General features: G+C 63.5%; 22 protein-coding genes. 12 read left to right on the forward strand and 10 right to left on the reverse strand.

The window, feature by feature from the left end; translation table 11 throughout:
• Window positions 1–5624 (forward strand): CLIPPER-2 domain-containing protein (locus QRM57_RS00005; protein ID WP_502868605.1); only part of this gene is annotated, 5624 nt, incomplete at its 5' end.
• A 90-nt stretch (window positions 5625–5714) separates the two neighbouring features.
• On the forward strand, window positions 5715–6143 hold the full coding sequence (locus tag QRM57_RS00010; protein WP_235520278.1) for a hypothetical protein: 429 nt from the start codon (window positions 5715–5717) through the stop codon (window positions 6141–6143).
• Between the two features lie 39 nt (window positions 6144–6182).
• Here QRM57_RS00010 and QRM57_RS00015 read toward each other — a convergent pair whose 3' ends face one another.
• On the reverse strand, window positions 6183–6548 hold the full coding sequence (locus tag QRM57_RS00015; RefSeq protein ID WP_284985082.1) for a hypothetical protein: 366 nt from the start codon (window positions 6546–6548) through the stop codon (window positions 6183–6185).
• A gap of 285 nt (window positions 6549–6833) precedes the next feature.
• On the opposite strand from QRM57_RS00015, the gene QRM57_RS00020 reads away from it, so the two are divergent.
• The 5 genes from QRM57_RS00020 (at window position 6834) to QRM57_RS00040 (ending at window position 13096) form a co-directional block, all read left to right on the forward strand.
• Window positions 6834–8396 carry a pyridoxal phosphate-dependent decarboxylase family protein gene (locus QRM57_RS00020; protein WP_284985083.1) on the forward strand — a complete coding sequence of 521 codons (1563 nt, stop codon included), beginning with the start codon at window positions 6834–6836 and terminating at the stop codon, window positions 8394–8396.
• The gene (locus QRM57_RS00025; RefSeq protein ID WP_284985084.1) at window positions 8393–9736 is read left to right on the forward strand and encodes a lysine N(6)-hydroxylase/L-ornithine N(5)-oxygenase family protein; all 1344 of its coding nucleotides are present in this window, start codon (window positions 8393–8395) and stop codon (window positions 9734–9736) included. The genes QRM57_RS00020 and QRM57_RS00025 overlap by 4 nt, the downstream gene beginning before the upstream one ends.
• Window positions 9733–10323: a GNAT family N-acetyltransferase gene (locus QRM57_RS00030; RefSeq protein WP_284985085.1), complete on the forward strand. Its 591-nt coding sequence runs from the start codon at window positions 9733–9735 to the stop codon at window positions 10321–10323. The genes QRM57_RS00025 and QRM57_RS00030 overlap by 4 nt, the downstream gene beginning before the upstream one ends.
• Window positions 10320–12161: an IucA/IucC family protein gene (locus QRM57_RS00035; RefSeq protein ID WP_284985086.1), complete on the forward strand. Its 1842-nt coding sequence runs from the start codon at window positions 10320–10322 to the stop codon at window positions 12159–12161. Before QRM57_RS00030 ends, QRM57_RS00035 begins: the two co-directional genes overlap by 4 nt.
• Before the next feature lie 155 nt (window positions 12162–12316).
• Window positions 12317–13096, forward strand: a complete 780-nt coding sequence (locus QRM57_RS00040; protein ID WP_257370242.1) for an SDR family NAD(P)-dependent oxidoreductase — start codon at window positions 12317–12319, stop codon at window positions 13094–13096.
• Here QRM57_RS00040 and QRM57_RS00045 read toward each other — a convergent pair.
• Window positions 13093–13647, reverse strand: a complete 555-nt coding sequence (locus QRM57_RS00045; RefSeq protein ID WP_284985087.1) for a TOPRIM nucleotidyl transferase/hydrolase domain-containing protein — start codon at window positions 13645–13647, stop codon at window positions 13093–13095. The genes QRM57_RS00040 and QRM57_RS00045 overlap by 4 nt on opposite strands.
• Window positions 13648–13661: 14 nt before the next feature.
• Entirely contained in the window at window positions 13662–14729 is a 1068-nt protein-coding gene (locus tag QRM57_RS00050; protein WP_284985088.1) for an FUSC family protein, read from the reverse strand.
• A 133-nt stretch (window positions 14730–14862) separates the two neighbouring features.
• Here QRM57_RS00050 and QRM57_RS00055 point away from each other — a divergent pair, with 133 nt between their 5' ends.
• On the forward strand, window positions 14863–15333 hold the full coding sequence (locus QRM57_RS00055) for an SRPBCC family protein (RefSeq protein WP_284985089.1): 471 nt from the start codon (window positions 14863–14865) through the stop codon (window positions 15331–15333).
• A 29-nt stretch (window positions 15334–15362) separates the two neighbouring features.
• Window positions 15363–15845, forward strand: coding sequence for a GNAT family N-acetyltransferase (locus QRM57_RS00060; protein ID WP_284985090.1), 483 nt, complete (start codon window positions 15363–15365; stop codon window positions 15843–15845).
• A 12-nt stretch (window positions 15846–15857) separates the two neighbouring features.
• On the opposite strand, the gene QRM57_RS00065 is transcribed toward QRM57_RS00060, so the two are convergent.
• Genes QRM57_RS00065 through QRM57_RS00075 form a run of 3 tightly spaced genes read right to left on the reverse strand, consistent with a single transcriptional unit; the run spans window position 15858 to window position 17865 of the window.
• Complete coding sequence (locus tag QRM57_RS00065; RefSeq protein ID WP_284985091.1) at window positions 15858–16271, reverse strand: VOC family protein; 414 nt, start codon at window positions 16269–16271, stop codon at window positions 15858–15860.
• Between the two features lie 9 nt (window positions 16272–16280).
• On the reverse strand, window positions 16281–16904 hold the full coding sequence (locus QRM57_RS00070; protein WP_284985092.1) for an FMN-binding negative transcriptional regulator: 624 nt from the start codon (window positions 16902–16904) through the stop codon (window positions 16281–16283).
• Window positions 16905–16932: 28 nt separating this feature from the next.
• Window positions 16933–17865, reverse strand: a complete 933-nt coding sequence (locus QRM57_RS00075; protein WP_284985093.1) for a DMT family transporter — start codon at window positions 17863–17865, stop codon at window positions 16933–16935.
• On the opposite strand from QRM57_RS00075, the gene QRM57_RS00080 reads away from it, so the two are divergent.
• Window positions 17864–19279 carry an aminotransferase-like domain-containing protein gene (locus QRM57_RS00080; RefSeq protein ID WP_284985094.1) on the forward strand — a complete coding sequence of 472 codons (1416 nt, stop codon included), beginning with the start codon at window positions 17864–17866 and terminating at the stop codon, window positions 19277–19279. The genes QRM57_RS00075 and QRM57_RS00080 overlap by 2 nt on opposite strands.
• A gap of 190 nt (window positions 19280–19469) precedes the next feature.
• Here the strand turns inward: QRM57_RS00080 and QRM57_RS00085 are convergent, their stop codons facing one another.
• The 3 genes from QRM57_RS00085 to QRM57_RS00095 form a co-directional block, all read right to left on the reverse strand.
• Complete coding sequence (locus QRM57_RS00085) at window positions 19470–21113, reverse strand: MFS transporter (RefSeq protein WP_284985095.1); 1644 nt, start codon at window positions 21111–21113, stop codon at window positions 19470–19472.
• A gap of 422 nt (window positions 21114–21535) precedes the next feature.
• Window positions 21536–21982, reverse strand: coding sequence for a hypothetical protein (locus tag QRM57_RS00090; RefSeq protein WP_284985096.1), 447 nt, complete (start codon window positions 21980–21982; stop codon window positions 21536–21538).
• Window positions 21979–22800: a putative protein N(5)-glutamine methyltransferase gene (locus tag QRM57_RS00095; protein WP_284985097.1), complete on the reverse strand. Its 822-nt coding sequence runs from the start codon at window positions 22798–22800 to the stop codon at window positions 21979–21981. The genes QRM57_RS00090 and QRM57_RS00095 overlap by 4 nt, the downstream gene beginning before the upstream one ends.
• Window positions 22801–23036: 236 nt before the next feature.
• Between QRM57_RS00095 and QRM57_RS00100 the strand changes: the two genes are divergently transcribed.
• Window positions 23037–23237, forward strand: coding sequence for a hypothetical protein (locus tag QRM57_RS00100; protein WP_211710949.1), 201 nt, complete (start codon window positions 23037–23039; stop codon window positions 23235–23237).
• Between the two features lie 34 nt (window positions 23238–23271).
• A complete protein-coding gene (locus QRM57_RS00105) occupies window positions 23272–23532 on the forward strand; it encodes a hypothetical protein (RefSeq protein ID WP_284985098.1) in 261 nt (86 codons plus the stop codon).
• A gap of 37 nt (window positions 23533–23569) precedes the next feature.
• On the opposite strand, the gene QRM57_RS00110 is transcribed toward QRM57_RS00105, so the two are convergent.
• Window positions 23570–26086, reverse strand: coding sequence for an ATP-dependent DNA ligase (locus QRM57_RS00110; RefSeq protein ID WP_284985099.1), 2517 nt, complete (start codon window positions 26084–26086; stop codon window positions 23570–23572).
• Between the last annotated feature and the right edge of the window lie 22 nt (window positions 26087–26108).

Here is a 26108-nt window from a genome sequence, read left to right on the forward strand (position 1 = left end):
CGGGTGCTGCGGGCGAACTGCTTCCGGGCCAATCGGTGACGGCTACGGCAACGTATGCCATCACGCAAGCTGATATCGACGCCGGTCACGTAGCGAACGTTGCTACGACCACTGGTACTCCGCCCACCGGTCCCGCGGTAACCCCGCCCCCGGCTGGTACGGACACTCCGTTGACGGCCGGTCCGGCCATGGAGTTGACCAAGTCTGCTGATGCCTCGGCCATCCAGTCGCCGTCGGTTGTTGGTGACAAGATCACTTACACCTTCACGTCGAAGAACACGGGTAACGTGAAGCTCACCGGTGTGGTCATCAACGATCCCTTGGCGGGTCTGTCGGCATTGACCTGCACCTGGCCGGGTGCTGCGGGCGAACTGCTTCCGGGCCAATCGGTGACGGCTACGGCAACGTACGCCATCACGCAGGCTGATATCGACGCCGGTCACGTCGCCAACACGGCGACTACCACTGGTACTCCGCCCACCGGTCCTGCGGTAACCCCGCCTCCGGCCGGCACGGACACTCCGTTGACTCCTGGCCCTGCCTTGACGTTCACCAAGTCCGCCGACGCTTCGGCAATCCAGGATCCTTCGCAGGTTGGTGACGTCATTACGTACACCTTCACCTCGAAAAACACGGGCAATGTGAAGCTCACCGGTGTGGTCATCAACGACCCGCTTCCGGGCCTCTCGGCATTGACCTACACCTGGCCGGGTGCTGCGGGCGAACTGCTTCCCGGCCAGACGGTGACGGCTACGGCAACATACGCGGTTACACAGGCTGATATCGACGCAGGTCACGTGGCCAACAGTGCTACGACAACCGGAACGCCGCCCACTGGCCCTCCGGTAACGCCTCCTCCGGGAACGACGGATACCCCGTTGATTCCGGCTCCGGCGATGAAGTTCACCAAGTCCGCTGATGCTTCGGCTATCCAGTCGCCGTCGGTTGTGGGTGACCAGATCACCTACACGTTTACGTCCAGGAACATAGGCAACGTCAAGCTCACCGGTGTGGTGATTGATGATCCACTGGCTGGCCTGTCTGCACTGACGTACAGCTGGCCCGGAACTCCAGGGGAGCTGCTGCCCGGCGAGACTGTGACGGCTACGGCAACGTACGCAGTGACACAGGCTGATATCGACGCCGGTCACGTCGCCAATGGCGCGACCACCACAGGCACTCCGCCGGTTGGTCCGCCTGTCACGCCTCCTCCGGGAACCACGGATACTCCGTTGACCCCGGCTCCGGTCATGGAGTTCAGCAAGACTGCTGACGCTTCAGCCATCCAGGATCCGTCTGTTGTGGGTGACCAGATCACCTACACGTTCACCTCGAAGAACACGGGCAATGTGAAGCTCACCGGTGTGGTCATCAATGACCCGCTTCCGGGCCTTTCGGCATTGACCTACAGCTGGCCGGGCACGCCCGGCGAGTTGCTTCCGGGCCAGACGGTCAGCGCTACGGCAACGTACGCGATCACTCAGGCTGACGTCAATGCAGGCCACGTTGCCAACACCGCAACCACCACGGGAACCCCGCCAACTGGGCCCGCAGTGACGCCTCCTCCGGCTGGCACGGATACTCCGTTGACCCCGGCTCCGGCCATGGAGTTCAGTAAGACCGCTGATGCCTCGGCTGTCCAGGATCCTTCCAAGGTTGGTGACGTCATTACGTACACCTTCACCTCGAAGAACTCCGGCAATGTGAAGCTCACCGGTGTGGTCATCAACGACCCGCTTCCGGGCCTCTCGGCATTGACCTACACCTGGCCGGGTACCCCGGGCGAGTTGCTGCCCGGTCAGACGGTGACGGCTACGGCAACGTATTCCATCACCCAAGCTGATATCGACGCAGGCCACGTTGCCAACGCGGCGACCACCACAGGAACCCCGCCCACGGGGCCCGCAGTGACGCCTCCTCCGGGAACCACGGATACTCCGTTGACCCCGGCTCCGGCCATGGAGTTCAGCAAGACGGCTGATGCTTCGGCTGTTCAGGATCCTTCAAAGGTTGGTGACGTGATTACGTACACCTTCACTTCGAAGAACTCCGGCAACGTGAAGCTCACCAACGTCTCCATCACGGATCCGCTGGCTGGCCTCTCGGCACTGACCTACACCTGGCCCGGTACCCCGGGCGAGTTGCTGCCCGGTCAGACGGTGACGGCTACGGCGACGTACGCGATTACGCAGGCTGATATCGACGCCGGACATGTTGCGAACAGCGCCACGACCACCGGTACGCCTCCCACGGGGACGCCTGTCACGCCTCCTCCGGGAACCACGGATACCCCGTTGACCCCGGCTCCGGCCATGGCATTCACCAAGACAGCAGACGCTTCCGGTATTCAGAACCCGTCGGTTGTAGGCGATCGCATCGTCTATACCTTCACGGCCAAGAACACGGGAAACGTCACGCTGACTAACGTGTCGGTCACCGACCCGCTGGCTGGTCTCTCGGCTCTGACGTACACCTGGCCTGGAGCGGCAGGAACACTCCTGCCCGGTCAGACCGTGACGGCTACGGCAACGTATGCCATCACGCAGGCCGACATTGATGCTGGCCATGTTGCCAACAGCGCTACGACCACTGGTACTCCGCCGGTTGGACCGCCCGTAACGCCTCCTCCGGGAACCACGGATACCCCGTTGACCCCGGCTCCGGCGATGCAGTTCACCAAGAGCTCGGATGCTTCCGCCGTTCAGAACCCTGCGGTTGTGGGCGACACCATCACCTACAACTTCACGGCCAAGAACACGGGCAATGTGAAGCTCACCAACGTTTCCATCACGGATCCGCTGGCTGGTCTCTCGGCCCTGACGTACATCTGGCCGGGTACTCCGGGCGAGTTGCAGCCAGGCCAAACGGTGACGGCTACGGCAACCTACGCGATTACCCAAGCTGACATCAACGCAGGCCACGTGGTTAACGCTGCGACCACTACAGGCACTCCGCCGGTTGGTCCGCCTGTCACGCCTCCTCCGGGAACCACGGACACCCCGTTGACCCCGGCTCCGGCGATGCAGTTCACCAAGACGGCTGATGCCTCAGCCGTTCAGGACCCGTCTGTTGCAGGCGACAAAATCACCTACACGTTCACGGCCAAGAACTCCGGCAATGTGAAGCTCACCAACGTTTCCATCACGGATCCGCTGGCTGGTCTCTCGGCCCTGACGTACACCTGGCCGGGTACTCCGGGCGAGTTGCAGCCAGGCCAGACGGTGACGGCCACGGCAACGTACGCGATCACGCAGGCTGATATCGACGCCGGTCACGTCGCCAATGCGGCGACCACCATAGGCACTCCGCCCACCGGTCCGCCGGTGACGCCTCCTCCGGGAACCACGGACACCCCGTTGACCCCGAAGCCGGCCATGGAGTTCAGCAAGACTGCTGATGCCTCGGCTGTTCAGAACCCGACTGTTGCAGGCGACAAGATCACCTACAACTTCACGGCGAAGAACACCGGCAACGTGACCCTGACCAACGTATCCATCACGGATCCGCTGGCTGGCCTCTCGGCACTGACCTACACCTGGCCCGGCGTTGCAGGAACACTGCTTCCCGGAGAGACCGTGACGGCTACGGCAACGTACGCGATCACGCAGGCTGATATCGACGCCGGTCACGTGGCGAACGCGGCGACCACTACAGGTACTCCGCCCACCGGTCCGCCGGTGACGCCTCCTCCGGGAACGACGGATACCCCGTTGACCCCGGCTCCGGCCATGGAGTTCAGCAAGACTGCTGATGCCTCGGCTGTTCAGAACCCGTCCGTTGCAGGCGACAAGATCACCTACACCTTCACGGCCAAGAACACCGGCAACGTCACGCTGAAGGACGTCGCCATCATTGATCCGATGGCTGGCCTCTCGGCACTGACCTACACCTGGCCCGGCGTTGCAGGAACACTGCTTCCCGGAGAGACCGTGACGGCTACGGCAACGTATGCCATCACCCAGGCTGATATCGACGCCGGTCACGTGGCGAACGCTGCGACCACCACAGGCACTCCGCCTGTTGGGCCGCCGGTGACGCCTCCTCCGGGAACGACGGATACCCCGTTGACCCCGGCTCCGGCCATGGAGTTCAGCAAGACTGCTGATGCCTCGGCTGTTCATGACCCGTCCGTTGCAGGCGACAAGATCACCTACAACTTCACGGCGAAGAATACGGGCAACGTCACGCTGAAGAACGTCTCCATCACGGATCCGATGTCGGGGTTGTCTGCCCTGGCGTACACCTGGCCGGGCACTCCTGGCGAGTTGCTTCCGGGCCAGTCGGTGACGGCGACGGCGACGTACAGCATCACGCTGGCTGATATCGACGCCGGCCACGTGGCAAACGCTGCCACCACAACAGGTACTCCGCCCACCGGTCCGCCGGTAACGCCTCCTCCGGGAACAACGGACACCCCGTTGACCCCGGCTCCGGCCATGGAGTTCACCAAGTCGGCGGACAGCTCGGCTGTTCAGAACCCGACTGTTGCAGGCGACAAGATCACCTACAACTTCACGGCGAAGAACACCGGCAACGTGACCCTGACCAACGTATCCATCACGGATCCGCTGGCTGGCCTCTCGGCACTGACCTACACCTGGCCCGGCGTTGCAGGAACACTGCTTCAAGGAGAGACCGTGACGGCTACGGCAACGTATGCCATCACCCAGGCTGATATCGACGCTGGGCATGTCGCGAACAGCGCCACGACCACCGGTACTCCGCCGGTCGGACCCCCTGTGACGCCTCCTCCGGGCGAGACGGACACCCCGTTGACCCCGGCTCCGGCGATGACCTTCACGAAGACGGCAGACGCTTCGGCGGTTCAGTCGCCGTCAAAGGTTGGGGATCGGATCACCTACAACTTCACGGCCAAGAACACCGGCAACGTGAAGCTCACCAAGGTATCCATCACGGATCCGTTGGCTGGTCTCTCGGCTCTGACGTACACCTGGCCAGGTACTCCGGGCGAGTTGCTGCCCGGACAAACGGTGACGGCTACGGCGACGTATGCAATTACCCAGGCCGACATCAACGCTGGTCATGTTGCGAACAGCGCCACCACCACCGGTACGCCTCCGACGGGAACGCCCGTTACTCCTCCTCCGGGAGAGACGGACACACCGCTAACGCCAAACTCGGGCTTGGAGTTCTCCAAGACGGCCGACGCTTCAGGGGTGGGGGACCCCACCCACGTTGGAGACGTGATCATCTACAAGTTCACGATCAAGAACACCGGGAATGTGCCGTTGACGGGTGTCGCTGTCAACGATCCCATGGTGGGCCTCTCAGCCTTGACCTACGCCTGGCCAGGGGTGGCAGGAACACTGCTTCCCGGGGAAACGGTGACGGCTACGGCGACGTACGCGATCACCCAGGCCGACATCAACGCCGGTGAAGTTGCCAACACGGCAACCGCATCGGGTAGGCCCCCGGTGGGACCCCCTGTCACCACACCACCTGCAAGTGTTGTTGTGACCTTCCCGCCGGTGGTTCCGAGCCAACCCGGAGGTTCGCTGGCCAGCACGGGAGTTGTCCTCACCGTGTTGCCCATCAGCCTGCTGGTTGTTGGCGCGGGGCTGTTCCTGTTCCTTGTTGGACGCCGCAGGCGTTCCGAGGCATAGGACAAAAAGTGCGCGGCAATCGGGGCCCCAACCCCGGTTGCCGCGCATTTCATGAACGAATAAAACCCAGAAGAACCAGGAAGCCAGACCATGAAGAAGACAGTCGCATGCATTGCGGGTTTGCTGGTTTCGGCGGCCGCACTCGCTGGTTGCTCGTCGTCCCCGAGCAACGAAGCGGGCACATCGCCGTCGTCAACCACAACCCAAGCCGCCACCACAGGTGAGGCGAAACCTGCCAACCCGGGCGTCGGGATTATCGAGGCCACCACGATGACGTCCTGCGATACCGCGCCGGGAAAGGTGACAGCCAAAGGGACCGTCACACCTCCCGAGGGAACCAAGGGCGCGGTGAAGATCACCGTTAGCTGGGTGGATCCGTCCACCTCGGCGGTTCTGGCCCGCGGCGAGCAGACCTTCAAGGACGCGCAGCCAGGCAAGGCCCTCGACTGGGTTACCAGCAGCGAAGTGACCAAGCCTGCCGCCGCGATCAAGTGTGTTTTGGGCGCCACAGTGGTGTAGTTGGCCCCATTTATTGGGGGGCGGCCGATCAGGTACTTGTTACCTGGTCGGCCGTTTCTTTTGCCACTGCGCCGCGTGCCAGAACAGGAGGGCGGCAGTGAGCAGGACCGCAGCCAGAAGCGCATACGGCGCGTTGGAAAGCATCAGGAAGTTCAGTTGGGCGGACTCGGGCTCCTGGCTGGGTGTCGGGCTGATGATCGCTGAGGTGGCCGTGGTCAACGCCCACGCTCCGAACCACGCCAGGCCTACATTCAAAACCCACAGCGCAACGACGAATGGATTGATGGATGGGCGGGACCTCTCCGGGTCAACAGGCTCAGGTGCGTGTGGACTGATCGCCGTGACGGCGTTGCCGTGCTCGTAAATCTCGCGGAAGCCGATGCGCTCGTGAATGTGGTCCTTCATGGATCCCCCAGCCCGTGGCCGTTGATGTTCTCTGCACTCTACCCCGTCTGATCGCACTCAGGGTGGTGATCCCTCCGCGCTTCCACGTCAACAAAATCGGCCAACATTGTGCACTTCGGGTGGTGCCAAACAAAGTCAATGACGTACCCGCACGGCAAAAAACCGCAAAAAACCTCTAGAAACAGCCTTCCAAGCGAAATAGGTCACAAAAGTTTGACGGAAAGGCATACCTAAGTAAGGCTTACCTTGCTAACAAGCGCCCCAAAGCAATGGAAGGAAGCTGACGTGACGTCACCAAGTGTCGAAGAGCGGATCGCTCAGGAGCAGGATTTTGGCTCCAAAGTGGAACTGGCCCTCGCCGCCACCAACCAGCTGTTCAACGCAAGAAATTCGCCCAGTTACGTCGCGCAGGTTCTGCAAGGAGTCAACGCTGTCTCCACCAAAGTGCAGCGGACCGCCAAGCCGTTCACCGGCGTCGGGCATGCTGAGCTGAAAGCGAAGGTTGGCGCCGTCGACCTCGAACGCCCACTGCCTGATACGGCAGCGGCCCTTGAGGAACTCGACGAGCTGTACCTCAAGGACGCCATCTACTTCCACGACGCCCGCTATGCGGCCCACCTCAACTGCCCGGTCGTCATCCCGGCGCTGGTTGGTGAGGCTGTTCTCTCGGCAGTGAACTCCTCCATGGACACCTGGGACCAGAGTGCGGGTGCCACCATGATCGAGCGCCGCCTGATCGACTGGACCGCTGAGCGCATCGGCTTCACCGCCGACGCCGATGGCGTGTTCACCTCGGGAGGCAGCCAGTCCAACTTCCAGGCGCTGCTGATGGCGCGCAACCACGCGGTGGCCACGCTGCGTGTCGGTAACTCCGAGGCCCGTCTGCCGCACTTGCTTGACCGCCTCCGGATCTTCACCTCTGCCGACAGCCACTTCAGCATTCAGAAGTCCGCGTCCATGCTGGGGCTCGGCTTCGACGCCGTTGTTGCCATACCCACTGCCGAAGACCACCGCATGGACTCCACCGCCCTCGCGGCTGCTTTGGCTGAAGCACACGACGCCGGGCTGGTGCCGATGGCGGTTGTGGCCACCGCCGGGACCACGGACTTCGGTTCGGTTGATCCGCTTACCGAGCTCGCCGCATTGGTGCGGGCTTACGGTTCGTGGCTGCACGTTGACGCCGCCTATGGGGGAGGGCTCATTGTTTCGGGTCGCCACCGGCACCTCCTGGACGGGATCCACCTGGCCGACTCCGTCACGGTGGACTTCCACAAGACGTTCTTCCAGCCGGTCAGCTCAAGCGCGGTGCTGGTCCGCAATGGCTCCATGCTGGGACACGTCACCTACTACGCGGACTACCTCAATCCTGAGAGCGCCGCCAAGGCCGAGATCCCCAACCAAGTGGACAAGAGCATCCAGACCACGCGACGCTTCGACGCCCTCAAGCTCTGGCTGACCTTGCGGATCATGGGTGCCGACGCAATCGGAGCGCTTTTCGATGAAGCGATCGACCTCACCGCCCGGGTGGGTACGTTGCTGGCCGACGATGACGAGTTCGAGCTCGCTGCCCCACCGCAGTTAAGCACTCTGGTCTTCCGTTACCGCCCGGTGGTTGACGGTCTCGTCATCAATGAAGACGCAGCCGATGCGATCAATCCCGCGATCCGCGCAGCGATTTTCGCCTCGGGTGACGCTGTGGTGGCGGGCACCAAGGTGGCTGGCCGCCACTACCTCAAGTTCACCCTCCTCAACGCTGAGGCCTCCCTGCAGGACATCCAGGAAATCATCGAACTCATTCGCAGGACGGGCGCCAGCCTCCTCGCAAACACCACGGAGGCCGCCGCATGAGCACCCCAAACAACGGCAGGATTTACGACGTCGCAGGTATCGGCGTCGGGCCCTTCAACCTGGGCCTGGCGGCACTTAGCGAGCCGGTGGCGGATCTCGATTGCGTGTTCCTGGACCGCCGCGATTCCTTCGACTGGCACCCGGGCATGATGCTGGAGCCGGCACACCTGCAGGTTCCCTTCATGGCGGACCTCGTGACCCTCGCCGATCCGACGTCGCCTTTCTCTTTCCTGAATTTCCTGAAGCAGACCGGACGCTTGTACCGCTTCTATATCCGTGAGAACTTCTACCCCCTGCGCGCGGAGTACAACCAGTACTGCCAGTGGGTGGCGGGTCAGCTGGAGTCTGTCCGTTTTAGCACAGATGTGCTGGATGTGACCTACGACGACGGCGTGTACCACCTTTCCGTTCAGGGTCCCCAGGGCGTTGAGATGCTTCGCGCCCGGAAACTGGTCCTTGGCACAGGCACATCGCCCTATGTACCGGACGCCTGTGCAGGAATAGTGGACGCCGGGGGACTGGTCCTCCACAACGCCGACTACCTGTCGAGGAAGAGTGAGTTGCAGTCCAAGCGCAGCATCACGATCGTGGGCAGCGGCCAGAGTGCGGCCGAGCTGTACTACGAACTCCTTCAGGAAATTGATGTCTACGGCTACCAGCTCAACTGGGTAACCCGTTCCGGCCGCTTCTTCCCGCTCGAATACACCAAACTCACGCTGGAGATGACCTCGCCGGAGTACGTGGACTACTTCCATTCGCTCCCCGGCGAGCAGCGCGACCACCTGATCAAGAACCAGAAGAACCTGTACAAGGGCATCAACTCGGACCTGATTGACGACATCTACGATCTCCTCTACACCAAGAGTCTCTCCGGCATGGTGGACACCCAGCTGCACACGCACTCGTCGTTGACTGCAGCCGAGTGGGACGGCTCCACCGGCACCCACACACTCCAGCTTCACCATGAAGAACACGGGCGGGACTACCCCCTGGAGTCTGAAGCCGTAGTGCTCGCCACCGGCTACAGCTACAAGGAACCCGCCTTCCTGGCAGGGATCCAGGATCGAATCCGCCGCGACTCCAAAGGCCGTTTCGACGTCGAGCGCAACTACGGAACCGGCGTCGAACCCGGCGAAATCTTCGTCCAGAACGCCGAGCTCCACACGCACGGTTTCGTCACCCCGGACCTGGGCATGGCCGCCTACCGCAACTCCTGCATTCTGCGCGAAATCACGGGTCGCGAGGTCTACCCAATCGAGCGCAGCATCGCATTCCAGCAATTTGGCGCACCGGCTCCCGTGGTGGCCAGCCTGCCGGAAACAACTGGAGCAACCGTATGAGTTTCACATTTCGGCCCGTGGATCCCGTGGCCGATGCACCTGTCCTCCACAGCTGGGTCAGCCAGGAGTACGCCCGCTTTTGGGGCATGGTGTCGGCCACCGAACGGGACGTTGTGGAGGAGTACTCGCGAATAGCCGGATCGGACCACCACCAGGCGTTCTTAGGGCTCGACGACGGCGCCCCCGCCTTCCTGATGGAACGGTACCGCCCGGAATCGTCGCCTTTGGCGGACGCCTACGAAGTCCAAGCCGGCGACGTCGGAATGCACCTGCTCGTGTCCCCACCCAGCCGGGAACCGCTGCCGGGCTACACCACCGCCGTTATGCAGTCCGTCATGACGGAACTGTTCGATGACCCTGCAACCCAGCGGGTCGTCGTCGAGCCTGACGCCCGGAACCACAAGATCCACGTGCTTAACGAAAAAGTCGGTTTCCGGCCGTACGGCGTGGTGACGCTGCCCGCCGTCGATCCTGCCGAAGACCACAAAATGGGGCTCCTGAGCTTCTGCACCCGCGAGGATTTCCTCGCAACCCTGACCCCGATCCTGGCCGCGACTGCCGCGCCAACCAGAGGAGAATCCCTGTGACCACCACTGCCGATAACGTGACCACCGCGGCCGCTGCCTCGGTGTCCCACCTGACGCCCGAGCGTTGGGCCATTGCCAACCGGCACGTGGTACGCAAGGCGATTGCCGAGTTTTCACACGAACGGATCCTGGTCCCGGAGTTCATCCGGGAGGACGGCGCCGGCGTCGGCCTGTACAAGGTGGTGAGCGACGACGACACCGTCGAGTACCGCTTCCGGGCGCGCGTCCTGCAGTTGGAGCACTGGTCTGTTGCCGCGGACTCCATCGTTCGGTTGCGGGATGGCCAGGAGGTTCCGGTGGACGCCTTGGATTTCATTGCCGAATTCCACGAAGCACTGGCCATCCGCCAGGAGATGCTGCCCGTGTACCTTGAGGAAATCAGCAGCACGCTGGCCAGCCACGCGTACAAGCAAGGCAAGCCGTTCTCCTCCGCGCAATTGGCGGCAGGCGTCACCGGAGGCGCGGATCGTGCCGTTGACTTCCAAGCCATCGAGCACAGCATGACTGAGGGTCACCCCTGCTTCGTGGCCAACAATGGCCGGCTGGGATTCGGGATCGCGGACTACCATGCGTTCGCGCCGGAAACCGGCGCCACTGTGAAGCTGCAGTGGATCGCCGTGCATCGCAGCAAGGCAGTATTTACCTCGAGCGCCGGGCTGGATTACCGCACGCACTTCGAAGCTGAACTCGGGCCGGCCACGGTGGCTTGGTTCAACGCGGAGCTTTCCGCGTCAGGGCTGGATCCGGAGGACTACCTCCTCATGCCCGTCCACCCATGGCAGTGGGACAACAAGCTCACCGTGACGTTCGCGGCAGAAATCGCCCAGCGCCACATCGTGAACCTTGGCACCGGTGAGGATTCCTACCAGGCACAGCAGTCCATCCGGACGTTCTTCAATACCGACCACCCAGAGAAGGCCTACGTCAAAACGGCCATGTCCGTGCTGAACATGGGCTTCATGCGTGGGCTCTCGCCGCAGTACATGAAGGCAACGCCGGCCATCAACGATTGGTTGCAGGAATTGATCGGCAATGACCAGGAGCTCCAGAACCGGGGCCTGGCCATGATCCGTGAAACAGCGGCCATCGGCTATCACAACCACTACTACGAGGCAGCGTCGGCCAAGGGTTCGCCCTACCGAAAGATGCTCTCGGCCCTGTGGAGGGAAAGTCCGCTGCCGTTGCTCAAGGACGGACACCAGCTGGCCACCATGGCGTCGCTGCTGCATGTTGATGGCACTGGCCAGTCCATGGTTTCCGCCCTCATTGCGCGATCTGGACTGGCTCCCACCGAGTGGCTGCGCCGCTACTTCGAGGCGTATCTTGTGCCGTTGCTTCACTGCCTCTACCAGTACGAACTCGCGTTCATGCCGCACGGCGAAAACGTCATCCTGATCCTTGAGGACGGTGTGCCGGTCCGGGCGATCATGAAGGACATTGCCGAGGAAATCGTGGTGATGGGGGACCGGCTGGAACTGCCGGAAGAGGTTTCGCGCATCAAGGCCGAAATCCCGGCTGAGGAAATGGTCCTTGCCATATTCACCGATGTTTTCGACTGCATCTTCCGCTTCCTGGGAGCAATCCTTGTGGAGGACGGGACGCTGGGGGAGGACGGGTTCTGGGGCACTGCCGCAACTGTTGTGAAGGAATACCAGGAGCGTCACCCGGAGCTCGCGGACCAGTTCGCCATGCATGATTTGTTCGCTCCGGACTTCGAACTCTCCTGCCTCAACCGGCTCCAACTGCGGAACAACCAGCAAATGCTGGACATCTCGGATCCATCGGGCGGGCTGCAGATGGCGGGGCGCCTGGCCAACCCCTTGGCGAAGTTCGCCTGACACCCTGCGAGGGGTTAGGTCTCGGCACTCTCGGCGTGGGCAAGGGGGTGGGAGCTAACCCCTCGGCGTGGGCAAGGGGGTGGGAGCTAACCCCTCGGCGTGGGTAAAGGGGGTGGGAGCTAACCCCTCGGCGTGGTGGCGGCTAGTCTTGGCCCATGACGACTCGAGCCAATGAACTCACCGCCCTGGTCACCGGTGCGACGGCGGGGATCGGTGCTGAATTCGCCCGCCAACTCGCCGAATCGGGGCACCACCTGGTGCTGGTGGCCCGTGACGAGCAGCGCCTGAAGGACAAAGCCGCGGAGCTCGAACGCGACTTCAGTATCTCGGCGGAGGTCCTGCCCGCAGACCTGACAACCGACGTCGGCGTTTCGGCAGTAGCGGATCGTCTCAGGGATGCCGAAAGGCCCGTGGACGTGCTGGTGAACAACGCCGGACTGGGGCTCCTGAAGTCGTTCGAGCGCAACGATTTGGAGGAAGAACGCCGGCATCTGAGACTGCATGTCCAGACGCCCATGGAGTTGTGCCACGCTGCCTTGGAGGTGATGTTGCCACGCGGAAGGGGCAGGATCATCAACGTTGCCAGCGTTGCCGCGTTCGCTAACCGGGGCACGTACTCGGCCGCCAAGGCATGGCAGGTGACTTTCAGTCGCTGGGCCAACCTCAGCTATGCGAAGTCCGGAGTCCAGGTCACTGCCGTGTGTCCGGGTTTTACTCATACCGAATTCCACGACCGCATGGGCATGGACAAATCCGTGGCTCCACGGTTCTTGTGGCTGACCGCTGAACGCGTGGTCCGTGTGGGGCTGGAAGACAACGCAAAGGGCAAAGGCGTTTCCATCCCCACCAAACGCTACAAAGTGGTCAGCTTCTTCGCGCGCATCTTGCCGGCAAGGCTGACGTCCGGCCCACCGCGGAAGCCGCTGGAGCCCTAACTTTCACGCGTGAAGGCTTCAACGAGCTGCGCGAGCGGTTCGGGCGCTTGCCCCGCAGGTAAAGCGTCCACCAGTAACGGCGCGTATCGGATCTTGTTGCCGCTCCGGCCGCCGAAGAACCGGCGCAACTGTGCAGGCTCCGGTTGCCCGCGCTGCGATGGTTGGCGTTGGAGGAGCCGGAACGACGCAAGCTCGCCCTGGGCGTCAATGACGTCCAGCACGGCGTCGACGCCGAGGCTGCGAATGAGTTCATCCTCCAGATCGGCCCGGCAAACATGGAACCCGAGCTCGTCCAGTGGCCCGGATCCGATCCCGGCCTTTTCCAGCGCGCGGGCGATGCCCCACGATTCACGTTCATCACACAGGCCCAAGAGCCGGTGGTTAGCCCCACGCGGACCGTAACGGTCCAGGAAGTGGACGATGCTGGTGGCGCCTCCCATGGGAACCACCGTGACCCGCTCTGAGGCCAGGTCATGACCGCAGCGACGAGCGAGCGACTCGACCGCGAGCCGGTCACTTTCGCCTTCGACCAACACCGTTGTCGCCTGCATGGAACCAGTATGTCTTATGTCCCCTGCGCGGCGGGCTTGGCCTGGGGCGCCCGCACAAGGACGGCGACGGCGATGCCCACCACGGCCCCGACGAACGTTTCGATGGCACGCTCCATCACCAGGACGCCCGGATCCATGGGCGACGCGAGTTGGGCGATCAGCAGGATCACCGGGGTGAAGAACACCATCGCCCAGCCATAATGCCGGGCCATGAACAGCTCCGTGGGGAACTGGCACAGGACCACCACCGCCGCCAGGACCAGGGTGGCGTGGCCGGGAAAGTACTGCAGGGGCGACAGCGGACTGGGGAAAAGTACGACGGCGACCACCACCAAACCGAGGAACGTCCCCACGATGCGGTGGATGCCCCGGTGGACGCGGCTGGGGAGATCGGCCCCGGCGAGCGGCACCGCCGCCGCAGCCATGGCCCAGTGGGGGTGGCCACTCACGCTCACCACACCGATGGCCCCAGCCGCGCCAACCGCCAGCATGTAGCGGGTGGCGTGCACGAGTGCCGCTTGGCGCAGGGGCCCACTGAGCATTGGAACGTCGCGCGTAGCGCCGGCCACCCAGGCCCGGTGCCGGAACCAGCCGGCAAAGCCGACCACCAGGGAGAAGGCGGCGGACGCGGCTCCGATGAGTATCGCCGTCGTGAACGGGACGCTGGTTGGCACCGAAGCGCAGGCGCCCAAGGCGAGGATGCCAAAGAACGGACCAATTGGCTTCAGCCGCACGGCATCGGCATACAACGAGCCGAACCCTGCGAAGAGGGTAGCCACGAGCACCAACCACCACGAGTGGATGTGGTTCACGGACAGGACGACGCCGATGCTCAGCCCGCCCACCAGGATCAGCGCAGCCTGTGCTTGGTGCTTGAGCCGTAGCTGGTGGGTTTCGTTGCGGCCGTACATTCCGGTCAGCGCACCGAAGACTGCGTACATCATGAGGTCGGGACGTCCGATGAGGACCAGGACCAGCGCAGGCACGGCAACGCTGAGCGCAACGCGAACGGCTGAGAGGCGATCGTTGTTGGCCGGGCCAAGGCGGTGGAGTTCACGGGCGTGCGTCAAAAATGCGGGCACAGGGGAACACCACCAATCTTCCACGGTTTGCTTTCGAAATTATCAGGGCGGGCAAGCGTACCGCTATAAGCGCGGTCACAACACGTGGTGAGCTGGCGCGCTCTGAGGCGGAAAGGTCTGGGAAGATCAACGTATGCCTGTTGCTTTCGTTTGCCGCACCCGATCCACCATGCCGCCGCAGGAGCTGTTCGATCTTTCGCGGAACATCGACGCCCACGTGGAGTCGATGACCAAGAGCCGCGAGAAGGCCGTTGCAGGCGTCACGACGGGTCTGATCTCGGAAGGCCAGACCGTCACGTGGCAGGCATGGCACCTCGGAGTCCGGTTCCGCATGACCAGCCGTATTGTGCGGATGGAGGCCCCGGCGTCGTTCTCTGACGAACAGGTGAAGGGCCCCTTCAAGTACCTCCGCCACACCCACCAGTTCCGCCCGGACGGCAGCGGAACACTGATGGTGGACACGATCGAATTCGCTGCGCCTTTCGGCCCGTTGGGCCGCTTGGCGGAAAAACTGGTCCTCGCCCGGTACATGCAGAACCTCATTGAAAAGCGCAACGAATTCCTGGTGGCACAGGCACCGCCCGCGCTGGACGCACGGCAATGATCCGGCTCGCCCACGCCGATGACCTGCTAATGATGCAGGATATTGAGCGCGCCGCGGGGGAAGTTTTCCGGCAGCTTGGCATGGACCCGATAGCTGATGATGAGCCGTTTCCCGTGGAGGTATTGGGCGCCTACGCCGCTGCCGGGCGGGCGTGGGTGTACGTTGACGGGCTCGATTACCCGGTGGCGTATCTCCTGGCTGATGTCGTGGACGGCGAGGGCCACGTTGAACAGGTCAGCGTCCACCCCGACCAAGCCCACCAGGGCATTGGCCGCGAGCTCCTCCACGCCGCCCGCGTCTGGGCCAGGGGCCACGGAATGCATCGGCAGACCCTCAGTACGTTTCGGGATGTGCCCTGGAACGCTCCGTATTACCGGCGGCTCGGTTTTGAAATGCTCGACACCGGTAGCTGGGGTCCGGAGCTCACCCGCCTTATGGAACACGAGGCGGAGTTAGGCCTGACCCGCTGGCCGCGGGTTGCCATGTGGCGCCCGGTGGTCCCGCCCACCTAGCCGGCAGTACACCTAGTCGGCGGCCACCAGCTCAACCTCGTAGCTGTCGGTGTTGATCAGGTAAGCGGCGTAGTGGTCCGGGCCGCCTGCGTGCGGGTACTTGGATTCGAACATTTCGTACCAACCCGCGTCCGCTCCGAGCTCGCGGATGCGGTCCACGTTTTTCCGCGTGCCAGCGTGGAAGGCGACGTGGTTCACCCCCGGATCGGTGCGGCGGTGAGCGGTGCCGGTGATGGCATCGGAGCACTCCACCACGACGTAGGTCCCACCAAGTTTCCAGCTGCAACCAGTGGGCCACTCCTGGAACGGCTCATAACCGAGCTCGCCCAGCAGCCACCCCCACTCTGCCCGTGCACGGTCCAGGAACGGCACCCAGATTTCGAGATGGTGAACGGCCCCCATGGACCCAGCTGCAACCTCACGCATGCGCCGAGTCTACGAGGTCCGGGCCCTTTCCACATCGGCGGCGCTCGCAGAATCTCCACGGGCCCGAAGCCCGGCGACGACGCCATCCACGTCGTCGGCCGAACGGTCTTGGCTGAGTTTCGTTTTAGCCTCCACCCGGCTGATGACAAGTTCGACGCCGACGATCGCCCGCAGTTGCCCGGCAATGAACCGCTCGGGTGCTTCGTCCACTGTCCAGGGTTTGGGCATGCCGGCCTCGTTCCGGTCGGACAGGCGACGGACATGCATTGCCAGCCAGTCGGCGTCGTCATGGATGATCAACTGGCCGTAAACATGCGCAGTGGAGTAGTTCCAGGTGGGTACCACCCGGCCGTGTTCGGCCTTGGAGGCGTACCAGGACGGCGAGATGTAGGCGTCGGCGCCCTGCACGATCATCAAAGCCTCACCGGTGACAGGCAAGGACCACTGCGGATTGTTCCTGGCCATATGGGCTTGCAGCGCACCATGCTCCCCGACTGAGGGGTCGTACACAAAAGGCAGGAGGGTTGCCTGCAGTCCCTCCGGGGACATGGTGACCAGGTTGGCGGCGCTGGTCTGCGTGAGCAACGAGTCAAGTGCTTCAGGTGATGCGGCGAAATGCGCGGGGGTGTACATGCGAGGTGTCCTTTCGGGGTGGCGGGTCTTAGGAAGCCGACGGCGGGTTGAGCCTGACGCGGACTGCAGCACCTGCGCAGAGAATCACCGCAAGGCCGCCCACCACGGTGGTCCAGTTCAGGGATTCGCCCAGTAACAGTGCAGCCCATGCGATGCTCATGACAGGCTGGACCAGTTGGATTTGGCTGACCTGGGCCATGGGGCCGATCGCGAGCCCCCGGTACCAGGCGAAGAAGCCGAGGAACATGCTCACAACGCCAAGGTATGCGAAGCCCAGCCATTGAACGGGCGTGGCTGAGGGCAGTCCTGATCCCACGGACAGGGCCGTCAGCAGGATCATCACGGGCGATGCCACAACCAAAGCCCAGGAGATGGTCTGCCAGGCTCCGAGTTCGCGGGCCAACAAGCCGCCCTCCGCGTAGCCCACAGCCGCGGCCAGCACTGCGCCAAGAAGCAGCAGGTCGGCCCAGTGCAGTGAACCGAAACCGCCGGACTGGACCAGTGCGAAAGCGAGGGCCGCGATCACGCCTACTGCGGTGAGGACCCAGAACAGGAGGCGGGGCCGCTCCCGTCCCCGAGTGACCGCTACCGTGGCGGTGGCTGCCGGAAGGAGTGCAATGACCACCGCTCCGTGGCTGGCGGACGTGCTGGTAAGGGCGAAGGTGGTGAGCAACGGGAACCCCGCAACGATGCCTCCGGCTACTACGGCCAACCTGAACCATTGCCGGCCCCGGGGAAAGCGCTGCCGGGTCACGGCCAAGGCCAGTGCCGCCAGAAGGGCTGCCACTACGGCCCGGCCGGCACCAATGAACAGGGGCGAAAGTCCCTCAACGGCCACGCGGGTGAAGGGGACGGTAAAGGAGAAAGCGACGACTCCCAGGAGGCCCCACCAGATGCCGGTTGAGGTCTTGGGGGATATCACTGGCCGCGAAAGAGTAGTAGCGCTACTATGTTGACTCATGAATAACGATAGCAGTTCCCGCATCGCTGTGGGACTGAAAGAGTGGATTTCGGAAGCCGCTCCGGGATCGAAGCTGCCATCAACCCGCCACCTCGTGGCCGAATACCAAGCCAGTCCGGTCACGGTCCAGAAGGCCTTGAGAACGCTGACTTCCCAAGGCTTGATCGAGAGTCGTCCGGGCGTGGGAACATTCGTCCGGGCGTACCGCACGGCGAGGCCATCGGACTACGGCTGGCAGACGGCTGCCCTCAGGTCGGCCCAGGCCCCGCGGCCCCTGAACTCGGCTGCCATGCGCAGCGCTTCCAACAATGCCATCGCTTTTCATTCTGGATATCCCGACCGCGAGCTTCTCCCGGAGCGGCTGGTCCGCGCCGCCCTCACGCGGGCTGCCAGGGGAGAAGCCGCCCTCTCAAGGCCGCCGGCGCAGGGCATCCCTGAGCTGCAATCATGGTTCGCGCAGGAACTGGGCGCCTCCACGCCGGTTGGCGTCACGCCGCCCCAGCCGAGCGACGTCGTCGTTCTTCCCGGGAGCCAAAGCGGACTCAGCTCCATTTTTCGCGGACTTGTGGGCCACGGCCAACCACTGCTGGTGGAATCGCCCAGCTACTGGGGCGCGTTGCTGGCCGCGGGTCAGGCCGGCGTGAACATCATCCCCGTACCGAGCGGCCCCGAAGGTCCCGATCCCGACGAGCTGGACAGGGCCTTCGAGGAATCCGGGGCCCGGCTCTTCTACGCGCAGCCAAACTTCGCCAATCCCACGGGAGCGCAGTGGTCGGCAAAGCGTGGGGAAGAGGTGCTGCGGATCGTGCAGCACCATGGCGCTTTCCTTGTGGAGGATGACTGGGCCCACGATTTCGGGATCACGGCGCCTTCCGCGCCGGTAGCTGCCAAGGACGATTCCGGCCACGTGGTCTACATCCGCTCGTTGACCAAAAGCGTGTCGCCGGCCGTTCGGGTAGCGGCGATTATTGCACGCGGACCCGCCCGGGAACGGATCATGGGCGCACAGGCCGCCGAGTCGATGTACGTCAGCGGATTGCTGCAGGCGGCAGCGCTCGACGTCGTCACGCAGCCCGGGTGGCAAACCCACCTTCGCGGACTCAGCCATCAGCTGCAGTCACGCCGCGACCTCCTGGTCTCCAGCCTCGCGGAACACGTCCCAGAAGCCCACCTCAGCAACCTGCCCAAAGGCGGCTTGAACCTGTGGCTGCGGATGCCGGACGGGTTCGACGTCGAGCAGCTCACCAAGGATTGCGAAGCGGCGGGGGTGCTCATCGCAGCAGGGACCGAGTGGTTCCCAGCAGAGCCGGAAGGGCCGCACATCAGGCTCAACTACGCCGGCCCCAACCCCGGCGCGTTCCCGGAAGGTGCGCGGATCATCGGGGAAGCGGTGCGGAGGTTGCTGTCGTCCTAAGGGCCCGTTGCAGGCCCGCAGTTCCGTCGTTGGCCAACAACGAAACAGCGGGTGAGCAACGTGCAGGTGGTGCCTTAACGACCGTAGCCACCAACCTCAAGGAGAGCGCCTTGGGGTTGGTGGCTACGTTGGGCGGCGCTTGGCCGCGAACTATCCGTGTCGCGTTGCAGAAGTTGCAGGCAAAGAGTTCCTAAGCGGGGGTCAGGTCCTTGTTGCCTTTGCCGAACACTGCGTCATCAATGGGCTGGCCGTCGAACGGCATCTCGTCCAGGTTGATGAGCGGGTTGGTGTCCTGCGTTGCGACGAGCTCGCGCGCTTCAGCCTGGGTGTCCACGCTGGGCATGGAACCCGGCAGCGGCCGCTGGGCGGATTCACGCAGGAAGAAGATGGCAATCGCACCGACGATGGACGTGGCCATCAGGTAGTACGCCGGCATCATGTCATCGCCGGTGCCCTCGATCAGGCCCTGCACGATGAACGGCGTGGTTCCGCCGAAGATCGCTACCGAGAAGTTGTAGGCGATACCCATGCCGCCATAACGGCTGGACGTCGGGAACAACGCGGGGAGGGCCGAGGCCAGGTTGGCGATGTAGAACGTCACTGGGAAAGCGATCAGTGCCAGGCCGGCCAGCGTGGACCAGATCTCACCGATGCCGATCAGCATGAAGGCCGGAACCGAGAAGACGATGGTGCTGCCAGCGCCGATCCACAGGACGGGACGGCGACCGATGCGGTCCGAGAGCTTACCGGTCAGCGGGATGCACACGGCCATGATCATCAGGACCGGAATGGTCAGCAGGGTGCCGTGGACGGGGTCGTAGCCCTTGGAATCCGTGAGGTACGTGGGCATGTAGGAGGTCAGTGCGTAGCCAACGGTGTTGGCTGCGGCTGCGAGGATCATGGCCAGCACGATCTGGCGCCAGTAGGCCTTGACGATGCCGATGGGTCCCTTGGCGACGGCAGCATCCTGCGAGGCTGCATCCTTGGCGGAGGCTTCCTGGGCGTCCAGGGTTGCCTGGAACTGCGGGGATTCCTCGATCTTGCTACGGAAGTACACGGCAATCAGGCCCAGCGGGCCAGCGATCAGGAACGGAATCCTCCAACCCCAGTCCTCCATGGCTGCCTGTCCCAGCGTGAGCTGCAGGACTGAAACCAGGGCGGCGCCGAGGGCGAAGCCGATGTAGCTGCCCATGTCCAGGAAGCTGGCAAAGTAGCCGCGTCGCTTGTCAGGGGCGTACTCGCTGACGAAGGTAGTGGCACCGGCGTACTCGCCACCGGTGGAGAAGCCCTGGATGAGCTTCAGGATCACCAGCAACGCGGCGGCCCAGATGCCGATCTGCGCGTAGCCGGGAAGGAGGCCGACGGCGAACGTACTTGCCGCCATGATCATCAGTGTTGCTGCAAGTACCTTCTGGCGGCCCACCTTGTCGCCGAGCCAACCGAACACGACGCCGCCGAGGGGGCGCGCGATGAAGGTTGCGGCGAAGGTGCCCAGCAGGAAGAGTGTCTGGACGGACTTGTCCGCTTCAGGGAGGAACACAGGTCCCATGGTGGTGATGAGGTAGCCGAAAACGCCAACGTCGTACCATTCCATAGTGTTTCCGACGATGGTGCCGCCGAGAGCTTTCCTCAGCATGGGCTTGTCCACCACGTTGACGTCGGACTCCTTGAGCCGGCGCTTCGGGCGAAGCTTTGTTTTCTTCGCCGCGTTCTTTACTGCGTTCATTGCGTTTGCTGCGTTTGCGGCGGCCGGGTTGCGGCCTGCCGGTACCTGCTGTCCGGTGGCGTTCCTTGCGCCATCCGGAGAGACGGTGTTGCTTTGGTCTGTGGGCATTTGGGCTTCTCCTAGGGAGGTCATTTGCTTGCGACTTCTGCTGCCCCGCTCTGGGCAGGCCTTCAATTTTACGCGGTTTTGGCCCAAAACCCGAGTTGAGATCCGATTTTTGGACCGTCTGGGGGTGCAAATTGCCTAGTTGTGTTGCATCTCATTGCCCGCTCTTGCCCCGCAAACACGCGGATTTCGGCCCGGTTTTGCCCACAAAGCACGTTGTTACCAAATTGTTTAGCCAAGCCCACCAAAAGGGGCGGAAACGGAGTCAAAAACTGACGGATTGCTTGGTCATCGTGGTGCTCATTGCGTGGCGGAATGGCGCTAGCCACCCTCTCAGAAATGGGGGTGAAAGCGACCGCCGATCGAGCGGGCGTCATCGACAGCTGCAGCCGCCCCTCCTACACGGTGGCCGATCATCTGATCATTCAGACTTCGGCACAGGCACCTCTGGATACGGAGGGGTGCCCGAAGAGGACGAAGTGGGTTCCATCCTTTTCTTTCACTGCTACATAGCTGGGCTGGTAGAGCTGAACTGCGGACTCGCAAATTGCTATGGCAGTCTTCGCTGCATCACTGTCCGCTGCTCCGCGTGGGTCAATGAGTGTGGTGTCGATGCTGAGCCTGCCTGGTTCCGTCTCGGTCACGGCGGTGATGCTACCTGCCCAAGCCGCAGAGGCGTTTGCCGTCTTAAAGTCTGCAGTCTTGTCGACCTCGCCAGATGCGGTCGGGACAGCCTCAGTGGCTACTGCCGGCTGGCTGGCCTCCGTCTTTGTTACAGGCGCGCTGGGCGCGGATCCGGCTTGGGTCGCGGCTGATGAACATCCCGCGAGCAGAAAGCCGGCAACGGCGAGTGGGATGAGTTTCTTGTTCATTGTTGTCCAATGTCCGAAGGCCCCAGGTGAAGTGAACCCAGCACCACGGTTGCCCCGAGCGACTCATCCGAAACCACTGTGGCCGCGAGCCCCGCACCCACCATGATCGCGGCCGTTTCGGATGCCTGTGCCGTGGAGGTCTCGATCAGCAGGGCACCACCCGGTGCCAGCCACTCAAGTGCCCCGGACGCCACCCGACGCTGCACCGCCAAACCGTCAGCTCCGCCGTCGAGCGCCACCATCGGCTCGTGCAGCCGGGCCTCCGGCGGCATCATCCCGATGGACCCGGTGGGCACGTAGGGTGCGTTGGCCAGGAGCACATTGACTCGGCCCCGGAGCCTGCGGGGGAGTGCCTGGTAGAGGTCACCTTGGTGGACGTGGCCGCCGCGGGGTTCCACATTGCGCCGGGCACACTGGACCGCGGCCGGATCGATGTCGGCAGCGTGCAGCTCGAGCCCACCCATCAGTTCAGATAAAGCTGCGCCTATCGCGCCGGAGCCACAGCAGAGGTCGACGACGACGGCGCGGCGCCCCTCGGTTGACGGCCGGACGATGGCCGCTGCCTGCCGGACCAGGAACTCCGTACGACGCCGCGGAACGAATACGCCGGGTCCCACAGCCATCCGCTGCCCGCAGAAATCGACCCACCCCACGATGTGTTCGAGCGGGAGTCCACGGACCCTGTGATCAATCATTCGGGCCAGCTCGTCCGGGGTACTGGCCGCGCGGATCAGGAGCTGGGCTTCGTCTTCGGCGAAGACGCAGCCCGCAGCCCGCAAGGTGGTGACGATCGAAGCGATGCTGGTCACGGGAGCCATGCTAGCTGAGGGGTTCACAAATGTGGCGGAACTTGGTTAGGGTATGACGCATGGGAACACTGATTTTTGAGTAGACCGGCAGTGCCCGCCATGGTGCACCTGCTGCGTTTCAGAAGACAAAAATCCACGCCTGTTGAGGCTTGCCTCCATGCCGTTCCCGTTGTCGACGCCCTTTTCTTGAACCGCAACACACGGGATACGTGTCTCTTCAGGACTCACACACTTTAGGAGTCCATATGACCGCCAACCCTTCAGACAACAAGAACCAAGCCGCATCGGGCGGTATCAAATCCAAGCTCACGGACGCCCAGCGGGCGATGCTCGCCAGCAAGTCCGGTGGCGGAGCGCCAGCAGGATGGCAGAGCACTGGCAAAGGCCACAAGCCCACGTCCGCCAGCGGTAAGCAAGCCAAGACCGAGAAGAAGGTCCGCTGGTAAATCCATCGGACAGGCACACTGAAAGGGAAGAACCATGACTGCGAAGCATTCAGCAGAAAACATCAATCCTGAGGTTGCGAGCCACTTGGTGGAGTCCATGGACATGGCCCCGATGCCCGAACCTGCTGCCATAGCGTTGGCGCTGGGCGCGGATCAAAGCCAGCAGTGGCCGGACGGTTACGGCAAGCGCCGTCACCCGAAGGACCGCGACCAAGCCCACGGGCGCATGGGCCAGGGGGCCGCAGTGTCTGCGATCCACCGGACCAGCCGTCCGCAGATGCCACACTCCTCCTAGCCGCACTGCTCCGACGCGAAGCCAGCCCAACTGCCATTCAGTTGGGCTGGCTCACGTCCGAGGGGGACTTATCCGGGCGCCAACCACGCCACACCGGATGGCGCAGCCGGCCAGGGCCGGTCCAGTTGCCGAAAGTTACCTCAGCCACCAGGTCCGGGCGCACCCAGTGGGCGCCGGCCGCGTCCTCACGAGGGATGTCCGCGAACGGGGATTCGCTGGTGGCCCGTGATTCCAGTTGCCCGATAATGTCCCGCAGTTGCCAATCCTTGAACCCGGTCCCCACCCTGCCCACATAGTGCAGCTGGTCCCCGTCGGGGATGCCCAAGAGCAGCGCCCCGAAGGTTCCGCTCCGCGCGCCGGCCCCTGGCCGCCAACCGCCCACCACGACTTCCTGGCTTTGCTCCAGTTTGAGCTTGAGCCAGGCCCTGCTGCGGCGTCCCACGGCGTACCGGCTGTCCGCCTTCTTGGCCATGACCCCTTCGAGGCCCAACTCGGCGGCGCTGGACATGAGGTCTTCGACATCGTGGTCCAGTACGGCCGACAGATGCAGCGGACATCCTGCCTTCAGGCGTCCGGCGAACGCCGACAGCCTTTCGCGGCGCTCAACGTAAGGCAGTCCGATGAGGTCCGTGCCGTCGTCGTACATCAGGTCGAAAAGCATGAGCTGCACCGGAACCGAGGCCCGGGCGCGTTCAATGTCGGCAGCCTTGACCAGGTTCATCCGGAGTTGCAGCCGCCCGAAGTCAGGCCTTGAGCCCTTGCCGAGTGCCACGATTTCCCCGTCGGCAACAAAGTCGCCTTCCGGCCAGCAGGAGCGGTCGGTGAGCTCCGGATAGGTGGCTGTGAGGTCGTTGCCGTTGCGGCTCATGAGCCGGATGTTGCCCTCGGTTCCGGTGATGACGGCACGGATGCCGTCCCATTTGAGCTCGTACAGCCAGTCATCCCCGCTCAGGTCCGCAGTGGTCCCTGACGTGGCCAGCATGGGGGCGTAATCGCGGAGGGGCTGCTTGGCCGGGGGAGCGGCGGCCTTCGGGTCCTTCACCGGCGGAGTTCGGCGCGCTCCCGGCTGCTCCTTCATCAGGTGGATCAGCCAACGGTCGCCCGTATTGATTAACGCGAAACGCTTGGTGCCGCCCAGTCCACCGCCCGGTTGTCCGGTCAGGGTGGCAATGACTTCCTTGCCGTCGCGCCATTTCTCGCAGGTGTACTCGCCGCGGTCCCAAATGGTCATGGTTCCCGCCCCGTACTCGCCCTTCGGAATGATCCCGGCGAACGTTGCGTACTCCATGGGGTGGTCTTCGGTATGGACGGCCAGATTGTTCCGCTCGGGTGTTTCCGGAACACCTCGGGGCAATGCCCAGGACGCCAGGACACCGTTGTGCTCCAAACGCAGGTCCAGGTGGTAGCGCCTGGCGTGATGCTCCTGGATGACGAAGATGCCGCCGGGCGGCGGAGGGTCGCCCGGTTTTGGCTGTTCGGAGGATGTCGCGCTGGGCGCCTTCGCGGCAGCGGCCGACGACGACGGAAACGGCTCCGGGGTTTTCTCCGGATCGCGCATCCCAACATATTTGGCGAGACGGTTCTCCACCGTCACCACCCTGCCGCGCGAACCGCCCGAAGCAGCCTCGCCGTCGTCGGTGTCGTCGCCGTGCGGCGGCAGGTGCCGGTCCGAGATGGGGGCGAAATGGTCCTTGCCGGTCCGGACCCGTTCCATCACGGCGGTGTAGTCCAGATGGTCGAGCGTCGGGGAATCCAGTTCCCGCCAGGTGCGGGGCGCGGCAACCGTGGGGTGGGCTTTGCCGCGCAGGGAGTACGGCACGATGGTGGTCTTGTTGCCGCTGTTCTGGCTCCAATCCACCAGGACCTTGCCTGCGCGCAGGGACTTCTTCATGTCGCTGACCACCAGCCCCGGGTGGTCGGACTCCAAAGCGCGGGCAAGTTCATGGGCGAAGGCCGCAACCTGCTCCGACTTGAGGGTCCCGTCCAAACCTGTGTAAAGGTGGATGCCCTTGCTTCCACTGGTGACGGGAACGGGGTCCATGCCCATGTCCTGGAGGATGGAGCGGGCCAGTCTGGCCACCTCGACGCATTCAGGCAGCCCCGCGCCCGGGCCGGGATCGAGGTCCAGCACAAAACGGTCGGGGCGGAGCGGGTTGCCTGCGGCGTCAACCTGCCACTGTGGAACGTGGATCTCCAGCGAGGCGATCTGGGCCATCCATGTGAGCGTGGCCAGGTTGTTCACCATGGGGTAGTCGTTGGTGTGGTCCGAATGGTGGATGGTGGCGCGCGGTATCCATTTGGGCGCGGAGTCCTCCAGGTTCTTCTGGAAGAAAACCTGGCCCGGATGCTCGGCAGTGCCCACTCCGTTGACCCAGCGTTTGCGGGTGACGGGCCTGTTGGCCGCCGCGGGGATGAGGAACGGCGCCACGGCAGCGTAGTACTCCAGCACCTCGGCCTTGGTGGTGCCGGTTTCGGGGTAGATGATTTTGCCCAGGTTGGTGAGGGTGAGCTCGTGGCCCTCCACCACGACACGCTCCTTCTGCTTGCCTGCCACCTCTTCTCCTCTGCGTGCTTGT

Origin of the sequence: Arthrobacter sp. fls2-241-R2A-172 (genome assembly GCF_030208885.1) — a bacterium.
Classification (GTDB): domain Bacteria; phylum Actinomycetota; class Actinomycetes; order Actinomycetales; family Micrococcaceae; genus Arthrobacter.

Bases quoted from the DNA above. Each gene is read 5' to 3' on its own strand.
- QRM57_RS00085 (WP_284985095.1), bottom strand. From the start codon at position 21,113: ATGCCCACAGACCAAAGCAACACCGTCTCTCCGGATGGCGCAAGGAAC.
- QRM57_RS00100 (WP_211710949.1), top strand. From the start codon at position 23,037: ATGACCGCCAACCCTTCAGACAACAAGAACCAAGCCGCATCGGGCGGT.
- QRM57_RS00025 (WP_284985084.1), top strand. From the start codon at position 8,393: ATGAGCACCCCAAACAACGGCAGGATTTACGACGTCGCAGGTATCGGC.
- QRM57_RS00090 (WP_284985096.1), bottom strand. From the start codon at position 21,982: ATGAACAAGAAACTCATCCCACTCGCCGTTGCCGGCTTTCTGCTCGCG.
- QRM57_RS00070 (WP_284985092.1), bottom strand. From the start codon at position 16,904: ATGTACACCCCCGCGCATTTCGCCGCATCACCTGAAGCACTTGACTCG.
- QRM57_RS00080 (WP_284985094.1), top strand. From the start codon at position 17,864: ATGAATAACGATAGCAGTTCCCGCATCGCTGTGGGACTGAAAGAGTGG.
- QRM57_RS00055 (WP_284985089.1), top strand. From the start codon at position 14,863: ATGCCTGTTGCTTTCGTTTGCCGCACCCGATCCACCATGCCGCCGCAG.
- QRM57_RS00015 (WP_284985082.1), bottom strand. From the start codon at position 6,548: ATGAAGGACCACATTCACGAGCGCATCGGCTTCCGCGAGATTTACGAG.
- QRM57_RS00075 (WP_284985093.1), bottom strand. From the start codon at position 17,865: ATGAGTCAACATAGTAGCGCTACTACTCTTTCGCGGCCAGTGATATCC.
- QRM57_RS00010 (WP_235520278.1), top strand. From the start codon at position 5,715: ATGAAGAAGACAGTCGCATGCATTGCGGGTTTGCTGGTTTCGGCGGCC.
- QRM57_RS00060 (WP_284985090.1), top strand. From the start codon at position 15,363: ATGATGCAGGATATTGAGCGCGCCGCGGGGGAAGTTTTCCGGCAGCTT.
- QRM57_RS00045 (WP_284985087.1), bottom strand. From the start codon at position 13,647: ATGCAGGCGACAACGGTGTTGGTCGAAGGCGAAAGTGACCGGCTCGCG.
- QRM57_RS00105 (WP_284985098.1), top strand. From the start codon at position 23,272: ATGACTGCGAAGCATTCAGCAGAAAACATCAATCCTGAGGTTGCGAGC.
- QRM57_RS00065 (WP_284985091.1), bottom strand. From the start codon at position 16,271: ATGCGTGAGGTTGCAGCTGGGTCCATGGGGGCCGTTCACCATCTCGAA.
- QRM57_RS00030 (WP_284985085.1), top strand. From the start codon at position 9,733: ATGAGTTTCACATTTCGGCCCGTGGATCCCGTGGCCGATGCACCTGTC.
- QRM57_RS00095 (WP_284985097.1), bottom strand. From the start codon at position 22,800: ATGGCTCCCGTGACCAGCATCGCTTCGATCGTCACCACCTTGCGGGCT.
- QRM57_RS00040 (WP_257370242.1), top strand. From the start codon at position 12,317: ATGACGACTCGAGCCAATGAACTCACCGCCCTGGTCACCGGTGCGACG.